At 59.9% G+C, this 15,627-nt stretch carries 20 protein-coding genes; 9 read left to right on the top strand and 11 right to left on the bottom strand.

Annotated features, from left to right (window positions below; translation table 11 throughout):
- Nucleotides 1-362 precede the first annotated feature (362 nt).
- The 8 genes from PspS49_RS26150 to PspS49_RS29935 all read right to left on the bottom strand — a co-directional run bounded on the left by PspS49_RS26150 (nt 363) and on the right by PspS49_RS29935 (nt 6,779).
- Nucleotides 363-1,061: an OmpW family outer membrane protein gene (locus tag PspS49_RS26150; protein ID WP_007910962.1), complete on the bottom strand. Its 699-nt coding sequence runs from the start codon at nt 1,059-1,061 to the stop codon at nt 363-365.
- Between the two features lie 221 nt (nt 1,062-1,282).
- Nucleotides 1,283-1,801, bottom strand: a complete 519-nt coding sequence (locus tag PspS49_RS26145; RefSeq protein WP_160041990.1) for a DUF3299 domain-containing protein — start codon at nt 1,799-1,801, stop codon at nt 1,283-1,285.
- Between the two features lie 11 nt (nt 1,802-1,812).
- On the bottom strand, nt 1,813-3,078 hold the full coding sequence (locus PspS49_RS26140; protein ID WP_095122172.1) for an ABC transporter permease: 1,266 nt from the start codon (nt 3,076-3,078) through the stop codon (nt 1,813-1,815).
- Nucleotide 3,079: 1 nt separating this feature from the next.
- Nucleotides 3,080-3,790: an ABC transporter ATP-binding protein gene (locus tag PspS49_RS26135; RefSeq protein WP_122599851.1), complete on the bottom strand. Its 711-nt coding sequence runs from the start codon at nt 3,788-3,790 to the stop codon at nt 3,080-3,082.
- Between the two features lie 139 nt (nt 3,791-3,929).
- On the bottom strand, nt 3,930-4,529 hold the full coding sequence (locus tag PspS49_RS26130) for a DUF2796 domain-containing protein (protein WP_127929949.1): 600 nt from the start codon (nt 4,527-4,529) through the stop codon (nt 3,930-3,932).
- A 158-nt stretch (nt 4,530-4,687) separates the two neighbouring features.
- Complete coding sequence (locus PspS49_RS26125) at nt 4,688-5,254, bottom strand: hypothetical protein (RefSeq protein ID WP_150751772.1); 567 nt, start codon at nt 5,252-5,254, stop codon at nt 4,688-4,690.
- Nucleotides 5,251-6,201 carry a CHAP domain-containing protein gene (locus PspS49_RS26120; protein WP_150751771.1) on the bottom strand — a complete coding sequence of 317 codons (951 nt, stop codon included), beginning with the start codon at nt 6,199-6,201 and terminating at the stop codon, nt 5,251-5,253. The genes PspS49_RS26125 and PspS49_RS26120 overlap by 4 nt, the downstream gene beginning before the upstream one ends.
- Entirely contained in the window at nt 6,198-6,779 is a 582-nt protein-coding gene (locus tag PspS49_RS29935; RefSeq protein WP_238786305.1) for a PAAR domain-containing protein, read from the bottom strand. The genes PspS49_RS26120 and PspS49_RS29935 overlap by 4 nt, the downstream gene beginning before the upstream one ends.
- 134 nt (nt 6,780-6,913) lie before the next feature.
- On the opposite strand from PspS49_RS29935, the gene PspS49_RS26105 reads away from it, so the two are divergent.
- Nucleotides 6,914-7,273, top strand: a complete 360-nt coding sequence (locus PspS49_RS26105) for a hypothetical protein (protein ID WP_160041988.1) — start codon at nt 6,914-6,916, stop codon at nt 7,271-7,273.
- An 88-nt stretch (nt 7,274-7,361) separates the two neighbouring features.
- On the opposite strand, the gene trxA is transcribed toward PspS49_RS26105, so the two are convergent.
- From trxA to PspS49_RS26090, 3 genes are all read right to left on the bottom strand, one after another.
- Nucleotides 7,362-8,234 carry a thioredoxin gene (gene trxA / locus PspS49_RS26100; protein ID WP_160041986.1) on the bottom strand — a complete coding sequence of 291 codons (873 nt, stop codon included), beginning with the start codon at nt 8,232-8,234 and terminating at the stop codon, nt 7,362-7,364.
- Nucleotides 8,235-8,403: 169 nt separating this feature from the next.
- Complete coding sequence (locus PspS49_RS26095; protein WP_160041984.1) at nt 8,404-9,057, bottom strand: 50S ribosomal protein L11 methyltransferase; 654 nt, start codon at nt 9,055-9,057, stop codon at nt 8,404-8,406.
- Entirely contained in the window at nt 9,054-9,518 is a 465-nt protein-coding gene (locus tag PspS49_RS26090; RefSeq protein ID WP_127929945.1) for a YbaY family lipoprotein, read from the bottom strand. The genes PspS49_RS26095 and PspS49_RS26090 overlap by 4 nt, the downstream gene beginning before the upstream one ends.
- Nucleotides 9,519-9,646: 128 nt before the next feature.
- Between PspS49_RS26090 and nrdR the strand changes: the two genes are divergently transcribed.
- From nrdR to PspS49_RS26050, 8 genes are all read left to right on the top strand, one after another.
- Nucleotides 9,647-10,111, top strand: a complete 465-nt coding sequence (gene nrdR / locus PspS49_RS26085) for a transcriptional regulator NrdR (RefSeq protein WP_007910946.1) — start codon at nt 9,647-9,649, stop codon at nt 10,109-10,111.
- Nucleotides 10,108-11,241 (top strand): bifunctional diaminohydroxyphosphoribosylaminopyrimidine deaminase/5-amino-6-(5-phosphoribosylamino)uracil reductase RibD, encoded by a 1,134-nt coding sequence (gene ribD, locus PspS49_RS26080; RefSeq protein WP_160041982.1) that lies wholly within the window; start codon nt 10,108-10,110, stop codon nt 11,239-11,241. Before nrdR ends, ribD begins: the two co-directional genes overlap by 4 nt.
- A 47-nt stretch (nt 11,242-11,288) precedes the next feature.
- The gene (locus PspS49_RS26075) at nt 11,289-11,954 is read left to right on the top strand and encodes a riboflavin synthase (protein WP_127929943.1); all 666 of its coding nucleotides are present in this window, start codon (nt 11,289-11,291) and stop codon (nt 11,952-11,954) included.
- Between the two features lie 16 nt (nt 11,955-11,970).
- Nucleotides 11,971-13,062 (top strand): bifunctional 3,4-dihydroxy-2-butanone-4-phosphate synthase/GTP cyclohydrolase II, encoded by a 1,092-nt coding sequence (gene ribBA / locus PspS49_RS26070; protein WP_127929942.1) that lies wholly within the window; start codon nt 11,971-11,973, stop codon nt 13,060-13,062.
- Nucleotides 13,063-13,153: 91 nt separating this feature from the next.
- Nucleotides 13,154-13,630, top strand: coding sequence for a 6,7-dimethyl-8-ribityllumazine synthase (gene ribE, locus PspS49_RS26065; RefSeq protein WP_003228649.1), 477 nt, complete (start codon nt 13,154-13,156; stop codon nt 13,628-13,630).
- A complete protein-coding gene (nusB, locus tag PspS49_RS26060; protein ID WP_034153728.1) occupies nt 13,627-14,127 on the top strand; it encodes a transcription antitermination factor NusB in 501 nt (166 codons plus the stop codon). The genes ribE and nusB overlap by 4 nt, the downstream gene beginning before the upstream one ends.
- An 18-nt stretch (nt 14,128-14,145) precedes the next feature.
- Nucleotides 14,146-15,111 (top strand): thiamine-phosphate kinase, encoded by a 966-nt coding sequence (gene thiL / locus PspS49_RS26055; RefSeq protein WP_160041980.1) that lies wholly within the window; start codon nt 14,146-14,148, stop codon nt 15,109-15,111.
- The gene (locus tag PspS49_RS26050; protein WP_011336134.1) at nt 15,108-15,611 is read left to right on the top strand and encodes a phosphatidylglycerophosphatase A; all 504 of its coding nucleotides are present in this window, start codon (nt 15,108-15,110) and stop codon (nt 15,609-15,611) included. Before thiL ends, PspS49_RS26050 begins: the two co-directional genes overlap by 4 nt.
- Nucleotides 15,612-15,627 lie beyond the last annotated feature (16 nt).

The raw sequence follows: 15,627 nt of genomic DNA, 5'->3' as shown, positions 1-15,627 counted from the left end.
AGTCACCCAAATCGGCTCCCTCTCCCGGGGGATAGGGGACTGACTGAGGTGTTTGGACGAGATACATCGACGTGAAATATCGAGTCGAACTCGGATTTGAAAGGCACCCAAATCGGCTCCCATTCCCCCTCTCCCTGAGGGAGAGGGCTGGGGTGAGGGGGGAATCCAGTTCACGCCACAGGTTTCCAGCGGACATGAAAAAGGCGCCCTTTGACAGGCGCCTTTTTCACGGCCGGAATATGTCGCTATCCCTGTGGCAAGGGGATGTTATCCCCCGATCAACTGCGTACGGTCGCCGTCAGGTCTATGCCTGCTCGCCACCAAGCCTCATTCACCACCACGTGAACGTTCGATAACTCGACTTAGAACTTATAGCCCAAGCCAACCATGTAGATGAACGGATCCACATCGACGTTGACCCGTGCGCGAGTGCCCGGTGCAACCGCGTTGTTCTCGACGGTGGCGCGGGTGTCGATGTCGATGTAACGCACTTGGGCGTTGAGCATGATGTTGTCGGTCAGCATGTAGTCAGCACCGACCTGCCAGGCCAGACCCCAGGAGTTTTTCGCCTTGAAGTTGCTAAAACCGTTGGCGCTGGCTTCGCTGCCAACGTGCTCGTCGTAGATCCAGGTGTAGTTGATGCCACCGCCGACATAGGGCTGGAACGGCGACTTCGAGTCCAGCGGGTAGTACACAACGCTGAGGGTTGGCGGCAGGTGTTTCAGGGTGCCGAGCTTGCCATTGGCCGCTGGCAGGGCAGTGCCCTTGAGCTTGACGTCATGCTCGAACGGCGTGGCCGCGAGCAGTTCGAGGCCGACGTGATCGGTGAGCATGTAGGCGAAGTTGAGACCCAGTTGGGTGTCGCTGCTCATGGTCGCCTTGCCGCCCAGATTGGTGCCGCTCAACGGACCCTGATCGACTTTGACGCTGGAGCTGTCGGCCTTCGGGTTGACGGTGATCGCACCGGCGCGGATGAGGATGTCACCAGCTTCGTGGGCGTGGGCGAGCGGGGCTGCGAGCGCAAGGGCAAACAGCGAGGCGCTGAGCAAGGACTTGTTCATGGGGGCTCCAAAAGGACGTTAAAAGTTTCTGATGTCCTATGGTACGAAGCCAACTGATACGGTCTTTTGACTCAGCTCAATGAAACAGTGAAGGAGCAGATTTCTGTGGAACCTTGAAGGCCTCTTCGCGAGCAGGCCCGCTCCCACCCTGGAATGTGATCTCCTGTGGGAGCGAGCCTGCTCGCGAAGACGATAGATCAATCAACACAAAACCGCCGGATTCACTCCGGCAGCTCATACACATAAATCTTGTCGGCATCCATCTGATACCCGGCATCCGCCAGTTCGCTGCTCGACGCCTTGACCTGCAACGGCCCTTCGACCCAGTACGGCTGATACAGCTCATCAAGCTTCACGCCCAACTCGCTTTTGACATGCACGATCTGGTTCGACGGCGGTGGCGGCACATGGATGCACGCGCCGAAATACGGCACCAGCAAGAAGTCCGTGGTGCGTCCTTCTTCGTTGACTTCCAGCGGCACGATGTAGCCCGGCAAACGAATGTTCTGCCCGTCGAGACTCTGCACCACCGGCGCATTCGGCATGTCCTGCTTCGCCGCTGGCGCCGCCTCGGCAGACAACGCATCGCCCATCTTCGACAGGTCGTGCAGCGGCGTCATGTTCGGCACTTCCGGTGCGGCGTCCGGCGGGATCATCTCCGACCACGTCAGGTCTTTCGGCGCCGCTGCCCACACGGGCAGGGCGATCAGCAACAGCAGCGCGAGTGCAGCGCGGGGCATGGTGAACATCCTCATAAACGGATCGACAGGCCATCGGCCAAGGATTGGCGATAAGCGCGCCAGGCCGGCACGCTGCCCATCAGCAGCGCGGCCGCCAGAATGCCACCGAGCAGCGTCCATTCATACTCGCTCGGCCATGCCAGCGGCAGATACAAACCGTAATTGGCCTGCACGTAACCCTGCGCAGCGGCGATGCCGATGTACAACAACGCAACGCCGGCGATCACCCCGGTCAGCGCCAGAGCAAACGCTTCCAGCACCAGCAGACTCGCGATGTGCCACGGTCGCGCACCGACCGAACGCAGAATCGCCATTTCGCGGCGCCGTTCGTTGAGGCTGGTGAGAATCGCCGTGAGCATGCCGATCAACCCGGTCAGCACCACAAACAGCGAGACCACAAACAGCGCTTTTTCGGCGGTGCTCATCAGGCTCCACAATTCTTGCAACGCTACGCCCGGCAGGATCGCCAGCATCGGTTCGCCACGGAATTCATTGATCTCGCGTTGCAGCGCAAACGTGGAAATCTTGCTGTTTAGACCGAGCATGAATGCAGTGATCGCTTGCGGCGTCAGGTCCATGTTGCGCGCCTGATCGGCGCTGATCCGGCCGTTGCCCCGTGCAGGCACACCGTTGTGCCAGTCGATGTGAATCGCCTCCATGCCGCCGAGGCTGATGTGCAGCGTGCGATCGACCGGGGTGCCGGTGCGCTTGAGAATGCCGACCACGGTGAACGGTTTGTCGTCGTGCTTGACCAGACTGATCGCCGCCACGCCGTGGGCCAGCACCAGTTTGTCACCGAGCTTGTAATGCAGCGCATCGGCTACTTCCGCACCGAGCACCACTTCGAACGGATCCGTTGCAAACGCGCGGCCGTCGGCCAGTGCCAGGTGTTGCTGGCGACCGTACTGGTAATGCTCGAAATAGGCTTCAGTGGTGCCCATCACCCGGTAGCCACGATGGGAGTCGCCGAGGGACATCGGGATTGCCCACTTCACTTTCGGGTTGCTGGCGAAGTGTTCGAAGCTGTCCCAGCGGATGTTGTTGGTGGCGTTGCCAATACGAAACACCGAGTACAGCAGCAGGTTCACCGAGCCGGAGCGCGCGCCGACGATCAGGTCGGTGCCGCTGATGGTGCTGGCGAAACTGGCTTTGGCTTCGGTGCGCACCCGCTCGACGGCGAGCAGCAGGCACACCGACAGGGCGATGGCGAATGCAGTGAGCAGGGCGGTAAAACGGCGGTTGGCCAGGCTGGCCATGGCCAGACGAAACAGATACATCTCAGACCTCGGCAGACGTGGCGGCGCGATTGAGTTCGGCCAGGGACAGATGACGGTCGAACAGCGGCGCCAGGCTCTGGTCGTGGCTGACAAACAGCAGACTGGAGCCGGCCTCGCGGCATTCGGCGAACAGCAGGCGAATGAAGTTTTCCCGGGCGTCGTAATCCAGTGCCGAGGTTGGTTCGTCGGCGATCACCAGCTCAGGCTGGCCGATCAATGCGCGTGCGGCGGCAACCCGTTGCTGTTGGCCGATCGACAGTGAATCAGCACGACGGCTGAGGATGCTTTCATCCTTCAAACCCAAGTGGGCGAGCAGGGTGGCAGCGGCTTGATCGACACTGCCGTGGCGCTGTTTCGCCCGTTGTGCGCGCATTTTTGAGAAGTGACACGGCAGCTCAACGTTCTCGCGGACCGAGAGAAACGGCAGCAAGTTGAACTGCTGGAAAATGTAGCCGGTGTGATCGACGCGGAAGGTGTCGCGAGCGCCGGCGGAGAGTTCGGTCAGCTCCTGGCCGAGCAGGCGAATGCTGCCGCGACCGGGTTTCTGCACGCCGCCGAGCAGACCGAGCAGGGTGGTCTTGCCGCTGCCGCTGGGGCCTTTGAGGAACAGGGTTTCGCCGGCTTCCAGACGAAACGCCGGGATGTCCAGCAACGGCGGGTGACCGGGCCAGTTGAAGCCCAGGTCGGACAGTTCGATGAGTGCTTGGGTCATGGCACCAGTTTCATGGTTGGACACTGAACCCTTGTGGGAGCGAGCCTGCTCGCGAATGCAATCTGACAGTCGACATCGATATCGACTGATGCACCGCTTTCGCGAGCAGGCTCGCTCCCACAGGGGATTTACGGAGTGATCAGAATTTCAGCGCGGCAGCCTTGGCCGTCACTTCGGTACCTTGCTGGCCGCTGGCGCTGATCAGTTGTACCTGAATTTTCTGCGTCGCCGGGAAGGTCTTGAAGACGTTCGCCAGATCCAGGGTCTTCAGCGCGCCCGGTGTGGCGCAGTTGAACTGATAGTGCGCATGGATTTCGCTGTGGTCGTGGTGATGCTCGTGACCGTCCTTGTCCGCTTCATCGTCGTCATGGTCGTCAGCATCCGGCTTGTCACCGAACAGCGGGCTCTCCAGTTCCTGACTGACTACTTTGCACCCGGCATCAGACGGCAGGCTGAACAGGGTCAGCGGTTTTTCCAATTGTGCGCGGGCGGCAGCGACTTTGGCCTTGTCGGCATCGCTGGTGGCGACGTGTTCGAAACCGACGAGGTTCATCGCCGGGCTTTCCAGCTCCAACTCCAGGGTCTGACCATCCAGCGCCGCGTTCAGTCGACCAACGCCATGCTCATGCGCGCCGAGGCTGCCGTGTTCATGGTCGTGATCGTGGTCATGCTCATCGGCAGCATGGGCGATAGCCAGCGGCAACAGGGCAAACGGCAAAGCGAGCAGCAGACGACGCATGGCGGTCTCCGGGAAGTAAAGTGAAGAGTTTGTTATGTAATCTTATAACGAAAGTGCGCAGAGTTTGCCCGTGTGCTCCGCTTTGCGCAAGACATGACTGAGCACCGCCCAAGGTAGATTCCGGGGCGGTGCTTAGATTGGAAGTCACGCTTTTAGAGTCAGAAGCCTGCGCCGGGATAGTCGAACCAGTAATGGCCCGATAGCACATAATTGATCAGATTTGCCTCAAGTACGCTCGGGGCATCGCGAGTGAAGCGCTGGCGCCATGCTGGCAGCCACCAGTATTTGATGGCTGTTCCGCGTGGGCGTATCACCACTTTCATGACCTCCTGATCTATTTTGCCCTCTGCATAGAGTTGATGGGTACGATCCATGAAGGCCATGTATTGGCCTATCGGCAACTGGAACATCAACGCAGTGGTGAAGATTTTTTCACTCTGACTGAACGCCGGGCTTTGTAGTATCTGCAGTGCTTCGCAGGTGTACGGCTCTGGTTGGCCAGCGATTTTTTGGCCTTCTGGAGTAGAAAGTATGTCGAAACGGTCGTCCATATCCCGCCAGTCGATGCGGCTATTGCCCTCAAAGTAATTGCTGACCACAGCGGTCAGCGGACCCGGCGCTATGTCTTTGTAGGTACAGGCTGAAAGGTTGGCGGGCGACAAAAAACGCCATGCCACAATCAGTAAAAGTGAAGCAGTCAGGATTATCCAGAAAAGACGTTTCATTGTGGTTTGCTGTATTTGTAGCGTCGGAAGATGGAGAAGTCGTGGTCACCGCGAGCGGCATTGCCCGATGCGATTCGAAAACCAACATCGTTGACTTCTATTTTGTCCCAGCCTGCAGAAATGCAGACACCCTGGGTCAGAACAAAACCTACGTGGCCGCTGGCATCAGTGTAATTGACAGCATACGCACCGACGTCTCCGGGAAGCGGTGATTTCTCGGCGTTCCAGCTATTAAGCAAGCGGGTTTCGTCTGCCCATTCTCCTGCGGTCGGCGGACTCACTTTGGAGTAACCCGGAACATACTTTGAAGAGCCATGTTCGATCATCGCCACATTGACACCGATTGCGGTCAATACGTCATAGACGAACACATTGCACTTGTTTGATTCCGCCCGGAATTCCACGCTTTTCTTAAGTGTTGGATGCGGTAAAGAGTGTTTAACTTTGTTACCGGCCCATACGGTCGAACCTCGGTGTGAAAGCGCCTCCATCAATATTCGGCGCGGCATATCCTGGATGACCACTTTCACGGTGCGGGTCTCGTTTTTGCGTTTGACCCCGTACTCCACCTCGTAAAAGGTGTCATTGGAAACGGCACCGCTGGTGGACAAGGGAACCTTGACCCACGGTGAAACTGCGACGATCGACAGTGATTTGCCTTCGGTCAGCGTGGCTGTGTGCATCGCCTTCGTCGCTCCCGATGAGCCGACGATCTGAACAGTAACTTCGTGGCTATCGCGGGTTTTTACCGAGGGCAATGTCTTTGAACCCGAGAGGGTGATGCCGGTTTGCCCCTTGTCAGAGATGAGCGAGTAAATGCGGGGTTTGTCATCGTTCTGAATAATGTTGTCGTCGATGATCGATCCATCCACCAGCATCTGAAACTTGATGCCTTTTGGTGGCTGCATCAGAAAGTCTTTAAAGATCAGTTTGATTTCCGATTTCATGACAGATCCTGTTGCAACGGTTCTTCGTAGGCATAAAACGACCACTCGGAATCTTCACCGACAAACAGAGTGTCGTAATCCGCGTGGTTTTCTACTTTGTGTTCGCAGCCTTCACCCGTGGCGCTGCAGGTGCTGTCTTGCAAGACAGCCACCTTTTTTTTGTCTTTGAGTTTGTAGGACAGTCCAGGCTTTTCGACGTCGTCCAAGCGTTCGATGATTACCTGCAGGTAACGATACGAAGTCAGCGCAACAATCGGTGGCCCCATGTCGATAGGGGTGGGGCGGCCTATTCCGGCAAAACCACTGTGTTGTTGAGGCAGCAGTTTGTTGGACATGGGCGGGCAGCCGCAGGCGACATAATCATCTACCAAAGCGGCGGGGCCAGCAGGCAATATCAGCGTTCTTTCGCCCACCGCCACGATCGGACCTTTGCCGGGACCGCAAATCGGACAACTGGCGAGTTGTCCGATGGAGGCGATTATTTTTCCTTCGATATTGAGGTTTTCATTTCCCTCAAGTACCACACCACCTGTCGAGGTCGGGCCTCCCTTTGAGGCCAGTTTTCGTCCTGAAGACATTGGGATCCTTCCCGCGAAAAAGAGATCAATGTAGTCGATTATCCAAGAATTACCAGATGCGTTTGGCGCCTTTACTTGGCGTTGCACAAGTCCCGTGGGAGCATGCAGGTCAGAAATGTGCGGGAGCGAACTCAATGTTGCGGATACGCGGAACCGTCGGCGATGTGCCGGTGGACTTGACGGTGGAACTGGATGACGGCGACTGGGCGAAGCTCGGTTCGGCGCTGAATGGGCAGGCGCCGCTTGCGCAATCTGAAGCGCTCGCGTCAGCTCCGGCAGCGAAACCGCTGAATCAGGACGATGCGTTGTGGCAGGTGGCTAAGGATCTGTTGCGCAAGGCCGGGCAACTCAGCGGTCCGGACCTGCTTGATCAGCTGGAAGGGCTGACCGGCAGCGCGGCAGCGGGCAAACGCTTGCTGGTGCGCCTGCGCCACAGTTCGGAGGTGAAAGTGGTGAGCGGCGGGGATACGCCGCTCTACAGCTGGATCGAGTGAGTTGCAAAAGATCGCAGCCTGCGGCAGCTCCTACAAGGGTGTACACGATCCCAATGTAGGAGCTGCCGCAGGCTGCGATCTTTTGATCTTAATAAAGCGCAGCAAACATCTTGCGGCGGTACACCGTCACCAGCGGATGATCGTTGCCCAGCAGCTCGAACACCTGCAGCAAGGTCTTGTGCGGCAGACCTTCGCCATAACTGCGGTTGCGGATGAACAGCTTGAGCAGCGCCTCCAGCGCCGCCTCGTATTGCTGGCGCGCCAGTTGCTGAATCGCCAGTTGATACACCGCTTCATCGTCCTGCGGATCTTTCGCCAAACGCGCTTTCAGGTCGGCGGCATCCGGCAGGTCACGCGCCAGGCCGAGGAACTTGATCTGCGCCTTGGCTCCGGCCAGTGCGGCTTTGTGTTCGTCGCTCTTGACTGCATCCAGCACGGTTTGCGCTTCGTCCAGTTCGCCGCGTTCAGTCAGGCAGCGCGCGTAGAGGATCAACGCCTTGGCGTTGGTATTGTCTTCATTGAGCATCACCACCAGCGCCGCTTCGGCATCGGCGTATCGACCGTCATCGAACAGTGCCTGAGCCTGCTCGAACGGATCGGCTGCGGCCGGCGGTGGCATCTGCACATGTGGCTCAAGCAGGGCGCGTACGGCGGATTCCGGTTGCGCACCGGCAAAACCGTCGACCGGTTGACCGTCCTTGAACAGCACTACGGTCGGCAGGCTGCGAATGCCGAAGCGGGCGACGATGTCCTGCTCGATGTCGCAGTTGACCTTGGCCAGCAGCAACTCGCCCTGATAGCTCTCGGCAATCCCTTGCAGCATCGGCATCAGCGCCTTGCACGGCGCACACCATTCGGCCCAGAAATCCACCAGCACCGGTTTGTTGAAAGAGGCCTCGATCACCGACTGGTCGAAATCGGCCGTCGTGGCGTCGAAGATGTACGGCGTTTGCTGACTCATGGGGGATCTCGTAGAAGCGTGGATGGGGCAACTATACGGCTTGGCGGGGTGTGGCCGGAAGCGGTCAGCTTTTGAGAGGTGTGTTGCATGGGCGGACGCCTTCGCGAGCAGGGGATTTGTGAACGACATAGATCCAATGTGGGAGCGAGCCTGCTCGCGAAGCTTTTAGCTAGCGCCGCGCATGGTACAGGCTGACATGTCTGAACTCTTCCGGCTCCGCCAGATCCGGCAACGTCATCGCCTCAAGCATTTCAATCCGCTCATACAACGGATGACGAAAATCCCGAACCCGCGAATCCGCCACCAGCGCTTCACGGCCACGACTCAAGAATGCATCGAGCAACGGCAGATTCGCCCGGTCATACAACACATCCGCCACCAGGATCAGATCAAACCGATCGGCTTCGGCAAAGAAGTCCGTCGAGTACTTCATCTCTACGCCATTCAGCGTGGCATTCGCCCGGCACGCGGAAATCGCCAGCGGATCGAGATCGCACGCCACGACTTCCTGCGCTCCGGCCTTCACTGCCGCGATCCCGGCAATCCCGGAACCGGCACCGAAATCCAGCACGCGCTTGCCACGCACCCACTCCGGGAACTCGGCCAGATACCGCGCCACCGCCAGACCACTGGCCCAGCAGAAACCCCAATACGGTGGCTCATGCAGAATTCGCTGAATTTCTTCCTGGCTGAACTCGCGATCCATGTTGTCGCCATCGATCAGCCATAGCTGTAAATCAGTGTCCGGCAACGCACAGACCTTGAGTCTGGCGTCGCCGAGCAATTCACCTAACGCCTGTTGCAGGTCGAGCGGTGCATTCATGGTGCTTTGACAAATTGCAGTTGGCCCAACGCCTGAGTGGTCGGCTGGCCGATAGTTTGCGACGGCAGATGCAGGATCAACTGACCGGACTGGCTGGCGCGACCGCGCAGCTCGACCCGCGCGCCGGCCGGGAAGGCGTCCGGGTTGAAGCGCAGGCGGAACGGCAGAACCTGGTTGTTGCCGATCAGGCTGGAACTGGCGAGCAATTGTTGCGGGCGATCCTTTTCATCGATCACCAGCAACGCCAGTTCGACTTCGGCACCGGCCGGCACGCCTTGCAGGGTGCCGCTCAGTTCGCGTTGATAGGCCGGCAGCGGGCCGAGGTCAGCGGCTTCCTTGGCTTTTTTCTGCGCCTGTTGCGGCGCAGGGCCCGGCGTTGGCGGCTGGGGCTTGGGTGCATCGCTGCCACAGGCCACCAGCAGGCTGAAAAGACTGAGCAAAACGAGCGGACGTAACGGCATTGGATGCTCCAGCAAAATGAAATCCATGGATCAAACGATCATGCCGTTCTGTATACCGCAAAGCCTATGGCTTGTCTTGCCACCGGGATGCGCTACCATGGCCCTCCCTTTTTTTGTTGCCAGCCACCATGCACTGTCCCTTCTGCGGTGCCAACGACACCAAGGTCATCGACTCGCGTCTGGTCGCCGAGGGCGAACAGGTGCGCCGCCGGCGTGAATGCCTGGCCTGCGGCGAGCGTTTCACGACGTTCGAGACGGCCGAACTGGTGTTGCCGCGCCTGATCAAAACTGACGGCAGCCGCCAACCGTTCGACGAAGAAAAACTCCGCGCCGGCATGCAACGCGCCCTGGAGAAACGTCCGGTGAGCGTCGAGCGCCTCGAATCCTCTCTGGTTCACATCAAGCACAAGCTGCGCGCCACCGGCGAACGCGAGGTCAAATCCCTTGTGGTCGGCGAACTGGTCATGGCCGAGCTGCAAAAGCTTGATGAAGTCGCCTACATCCGTTTCGCTTCGGTGTACAAGCGCTTCCAGGATCTCAACGAATTCCGCGAAGAAATCGACCGACTCGCCCGCGAACCGGTGAAAGAATGACCACCGTCGCCGAGCAGGCCATCCTCGACGCTCACTTCATGGCGCGTGCGCTGGAACTGGCGCGTAAAGGTCACTACACCACGCACCCCAATCCTCGGGTCGGCTGCGTGGTGGTGCGCGACGGGCAGATTGTCGGCGAAGGCTGGCATGAACGCGCCGGTGAACCGCACGCCGAAGTCCACGCGTTGCGCGCCGCTGGTGAACTGGCCCGTGGCGCTACCGCTTATGTGACCCTCGAGCCGTGCAGCCACCATGGCCGCACACCGCCGTGCGCCGATGCGCTGGTGAATGCCGGTGTTGGCCGAGTCGTTGCGGCGATGCGTGATCCCAATCCGCAAGTTGCCGGTCGTGGTTTGCAGCGTCTGGCCGATGCCGGTATCGCCACTGAAAGTGGTGTACTCGAAGCCGAGGCGCGCAAGCTCAATCAAGGTTTTCTGAAGCGCATGGAACACGGCTTGCCGTTCGTGCGGGTCAAGTTGGCCATGAGTCTCGACGGGCGCACGGCGATGGAAAGCGGCGAAAGCCAATGGATCACCGGTCCGGCTGCGCGTTCGGCCGTTCAGCGTTTGCGCGCTCAGGCCGCCGTGGTGCTGACCGGCGCCGACACCGTGCTGGCCGACGGTGCGCGCTTGACTGTTCGCGCTGACGAACTCGGTCTGGACAGCGAGCAAACCGCGCTGGCCATGAGTCGCCCGCCGCTGCGCGTGCTGATCGACGGACGCCTGCGGGTGCCGCTGGATGCGCCGTTCTTCAAGGCAGGCCCAGCGTTGGTGGCCACCTGCGTCGCGATCGAAGAGCAATACGCTCACGGCCCTGAATGCCTGATCGTGCCGGGTGATGACGGTCAGGTCGATCTGCATCAATTGCTGATCGAACTGGCCAACCGTGGTACCAACGAAGTGCTCGTCGAAGCTGGCCCACGCCTGGCCGGCGCTTTTGCTCAGCTGGGTCTGGTCGACGAGTTCGTGATCTTCATCGCCGGCAAGTTCCTCGGCTCCACGGCGCGTCCGTTGCTGGACTGGCCGCTGGCTTATATGAAGGATGCGCCAGAGCTGAAAATCACTGAAATTCGCGCGGTAGGCGATGACTGGCGAGTCACTGCCATCCCTGCTCAAGCGGCGAGCGTATAATTCCCGGCCATCGTTATTACGCTGGCTTAGTTCTCAAGGAGAACCCCATGTTTACCGGCATCATCGAATCCATCGGCAGTATCCGCGCACTGACCCCAAAGGGCGGTGATGTGCGGGTCCACGTCGCCACCGGCAAGCTCGACCTGAGCGACGTCAAACTCGGCGACAGCATCGCGGTCAACGGCGTTTGCCTGACCGCCGTTGAGCTGCCGGGCGACGGCTTTGCTGCCGACGTCAGCCGCGAAACCCTCGACTGCACCGCTATGAATGACCTGAAAAGCGGCAGCCCGGTCAATCTGGAAAAAGCTCTGACCCCGACCACTCGTCTCGGCGGGCATCTGGTCAGCGGCCACGTCGACGGTGTCGGTGAAATCGTCTCGCGCAGCGACAACGCCCGCGCCGTGGAATTTCGCATCCGCGCGCCGAAAGAATTGGCCAAGTACATCGCCCACAAAGGCTCGATCACCGTCGACGGCACCAGCCTCACCGTGAACGCAGTCGATGGCGCCGAGTTCATGCTGACGATCATCCCGCACACCCTGAGCGAAACCATCATGGCGTCGTACAAGCCAGGTCGTCGGGTGAATCTGGAAGTCGACTTGCTGGCGCGTTATCTGGAGCGTCTGCTTTTGGGCGACAAGGCCGCAGAGTCGGCATCCGGCGGCACGATCACCGAAAGCTTTCTGGCCGCCAACGGCTATCTCAAATCCTGACTGAAGGGGGTGCCTTGTGGCGCTCAATAGCATCGAAGAACTGGTTGAAGACATCCGCCAAGGCAAGATGGTCATCCTCATGGATGACGAAGATCGCGAGAACGAAGGCGACCTGATCATGGCCGCCGAATGCTGCCAGGCCGAACACATCAACTTCATGGCCAAGCACGCCCGTGGCCTGATCTGCATGCCGATGAGCCGCGAGCGCTGCGAACTGTTGAAGCTGCCGTTGATGGCGCCGCGCAACGGTTCCGGTTTCGGCACCAAGTTCACCGTGTCGATCGAAGCCGCCGAAGGCGTGACCACCGGCATCTCCGCCGCTGACCGTGCGCGCACCGTGCAAGCGGCTGCGGCCAAGGACGCCAAGGCGGAAGATATCGTCAGCCCGGGCCACATTTTCCCGCTGATGGCACAGGCCGGCGGCACCCTTGCTCGCGCCGGCCACACTGAAGCGGCTTGCGACCTCGCGCGCATGGCCGGTTTCGAGCCGAGCGGGGTGATCTGCGAAGTGATGAACGACGACGGCACCATGTCCCGTCGCGCTGAACTGGAAGCTTTCGCCGCTGAGCACAACATCAAGATCGGCACCATTGCCGACCTGATTCACTACCGGATGATCCACGAACGTACCGTTCAGCGGATTGCCGAGCAGCCACTGGACAGCGAACTGGGCCAATTCAACCTGGTGACCTATCGTGATTCCGTGGAAGGCGACGTGCACATGGCGCTGACCCTGGGCACTGTTTGCGCTGAAGAACCGACACTAGTTCGTGTGCACAACATGGACCCGCTGCGCGACCTGCTGATGGTCAAGCAACCGGGCCGCTGGAGCCTGCGCGCCGCCATGGCTGCGGTTGCCGAGGCAGGCAGCGGTGTGGTGCTGTTGCTCGGTCATCCGCTCGATGGCGACGTGCTGCTCGCGCACATCCGCGAAACCGGTGATCAGGCCACGCCGAAAAAACCGACCACCTACAGCATCGTCGGTGCCGGTTCGCAGATCCTGCGTGACCTCGGCGTACGCAAAATGCGCTTGATGTCTGCGCCAATGAAATTTAATGCGATATCCGGTTTCGATCTGGAAGTTGTAGAATACGTGCCCTCCGAATAATGACCGGTTGTTTCCGGACTCCGATTCGCGGCAAATAAATCACTGAGGGACGCGTAGCAGACGCGTCCCGGCTCTTTAAGAGAACTGACGAATGACCCTGAAGACCATCGAAGGTACCTTCATCGCCCCTAAAGGCCGCTACGCTTTGGTAGTGGGCCGTTTCAACAGCTTCGTGGTTGAAAGCCTGGTCAGCGGTGCAGTTGATGCCCTGGTTCGCCACGGCGTGAGCGAAAGCGACATCACCATCATCCGCGCACCTGGCGCCTTCGAAATCCCGCTGGTTGCGCAGAAAGTCGCCCAGAAAGGTGAATTCGCAGCCATCATCGCCCTCGGCGCGGTCATTCGTGGCGGTACTCCGCACTTCGAATACGTCGCAGGCGAGTGCACCAAGGGTCTGGCCCAGGTGTCCATGGAATTCGGCGTTCCGGTCGCTTTCGGCGTCCTGACCGTTGATTCCATCGAGCAAGCCATCGAACGTTCCGGCACCAAGGCCGGTAACAAAGGTGCCGAAGCTGCCCTGTCCGCTCTGGAAATGGTCAGCCTGCTGGCACAGTTGGAGGCCAAGTGATTAGCGACGAAAGCGATCGTTTCAACCCGCGCGAACCGCGTCCAACGGACGCCGGCAAGCCTTCGAAAAGTGAAAAGCGCCGCGCTGCCCGTCAGCTGGCGACTCAAGCGTTGTACCAGCGCCACATGGCCAGTACTTCGCTAAACGAAATCGAAGCGCAGTTTCGCGTCGACAACGATTTCACCTTCGCCGATGCCAGCTACTTCCACGACATCCTGCATGGTGTTCCGGCCAGTCTGACCGAGATCGACACTGCGTTGGCGCCGTGCTTGGACCTGACCATCGAAGAGCTGGACCCGGTTGAACTGTGCGTACTGCGCCTGTCGACCTGGGAACTGCTCAAGCGCGTCGACGTGCCGTACCGTGTTGTGATCAACGAAGGGATCGAACTGGCGAAAGTCTACGGTTCCACCGACGGTCACAAGTTCGTCAACGGCGTGCTCGACAAGCTGGCCCCGCGCCTGCGTGAAGCTGAAGTGAAGGCGTTCAAGCGCTGAAACGCGCTTGAAACCTCAATGGGCGAATTCGAGCTGATCCGCAATTTCTTCGCCGCCGCGCCCTGTGCGCAGGGCGGCGAAGGCGTTGCTCTGGGGATCGGCGACGATTGCGCCTTGCTCGCTATTCCCCCCGGGGAACAGTTGGCGATCTCCACCGATACGCTGGTGGCCGGTGTGCATTTCGCCGACCCCTGCGATCCGTTTCTGCTCGGTCAGCGCTCGCTGGCCGTCGCGGTCAGCGATCTGGCCGCCATGGGCGCCACGCCCGTTGCCTTTACCCTTGCCCTGACTGTACCGACGGTGACCGCCGATTGGCTGCAAGCCTATGCCCGCGGTTTGAACCGCATGGCGCAGAGCTGCGGCGTTGCGCTGGTCGGCGGCGATACCACGCGCGGGCCGTTGAGTCTTACGGTAACTGTGTTTGGTCGAGTGCCGGCGGAGCAGGCACTGACCCGCAGCGGTGCACAACCGGGTGACTTGTTATGTGTCGGCGGGGAGCTGGGCAATGCGGCCGGCGCCTTGCCTTTGGTGCTCGGTCAGCGTGAGGCTGAAGCACACATCGCCCAACCGCTGCTCGATCATTACTGGTCGCCGCAACCGCAACTCGCCCTCGGTCAGGCCCTGCGCGGCAAAGCCACCTCGGCGCTGGATATCTCCGATGGCCTGCTCGCCGACTGTGGCCACATCGCACTGGCGTCGAAGGTGCGGCTTGAGATTGAACGCGAGCGCGTACCGCTGTCGGATGCATTAGTGGCGTTTCTCGGTCAGCGTGGCGCCGAGCGTGCAGCGCTAAGCGGTGGCGATGATTACGTGCTGGCGTTCACCCTGCCGTCCGTCGAGTTGCCGGCGCTGCTGGCCAATGGCTGGCCGATCCATGTGATCGGTCGTGTGTCAGAAGGTCAGGGCGTGATTCTGCTGGATCGCGAAGGGCACGACATCACCCCGCAAATCCGGGGCTATCAACATTTTCAGGAGACACCGTGACAGATCACCCGAAACAGGTTCCGGCCGAATTCGTTCCGCCGTCGGTCTGGCGCAATCCCTGGCATTTTCTTGCGTTCGGCTTCGGTTCCGGCACCTTGCCCAAGGCGCCGGGCACGTGGGGCTCGCTGGTTGCGCTACCCTTTATTCCGTTGTGGCAAATGTTGCCCGACTGGGGTTACTGGCTGATGCTCGGGATCACCATGCTGTTCGGCTTCTGGCTGTGCGGCAAAGTCGCCGACGATCTACGGGTACACGACCACGAAGGCATCGTCTGGGACGAAATGGTCGGGATGTGGATCACCCTGTGGCTGGTGCCGGAAGGCTGGTACTGGTTGCTTGCGGGTTTCCTCGTATTCCGTTTCTTCGACATTCTCAAGCCGTGGCCGATTCGCTGGATCGACCGACATGTGCATGGCGGCGTCGGCATCATGCTCGACGACGTGCTGGCCGGTGTATTTGCCTGGCTGGCCATGCAGGGTCTGGTGTGGGTTTTCGCCTGATTCCACGGGATATCAG

Origin of the sequence: Pseudomonas sp. S49 (genome assembly GCF_009866785.1) — a bacterium.
Classification (GTDB): Bacteria; Pseudomonadota; Gammaproteobacteria; order Pseudomonadales; family Pseudomonadaceae; genus Aquipseudomonas.
Note: the sequence above shows the minus strand (reverse complement) of the source record. Positions and strands in the feature narration are given on the sequence as shown.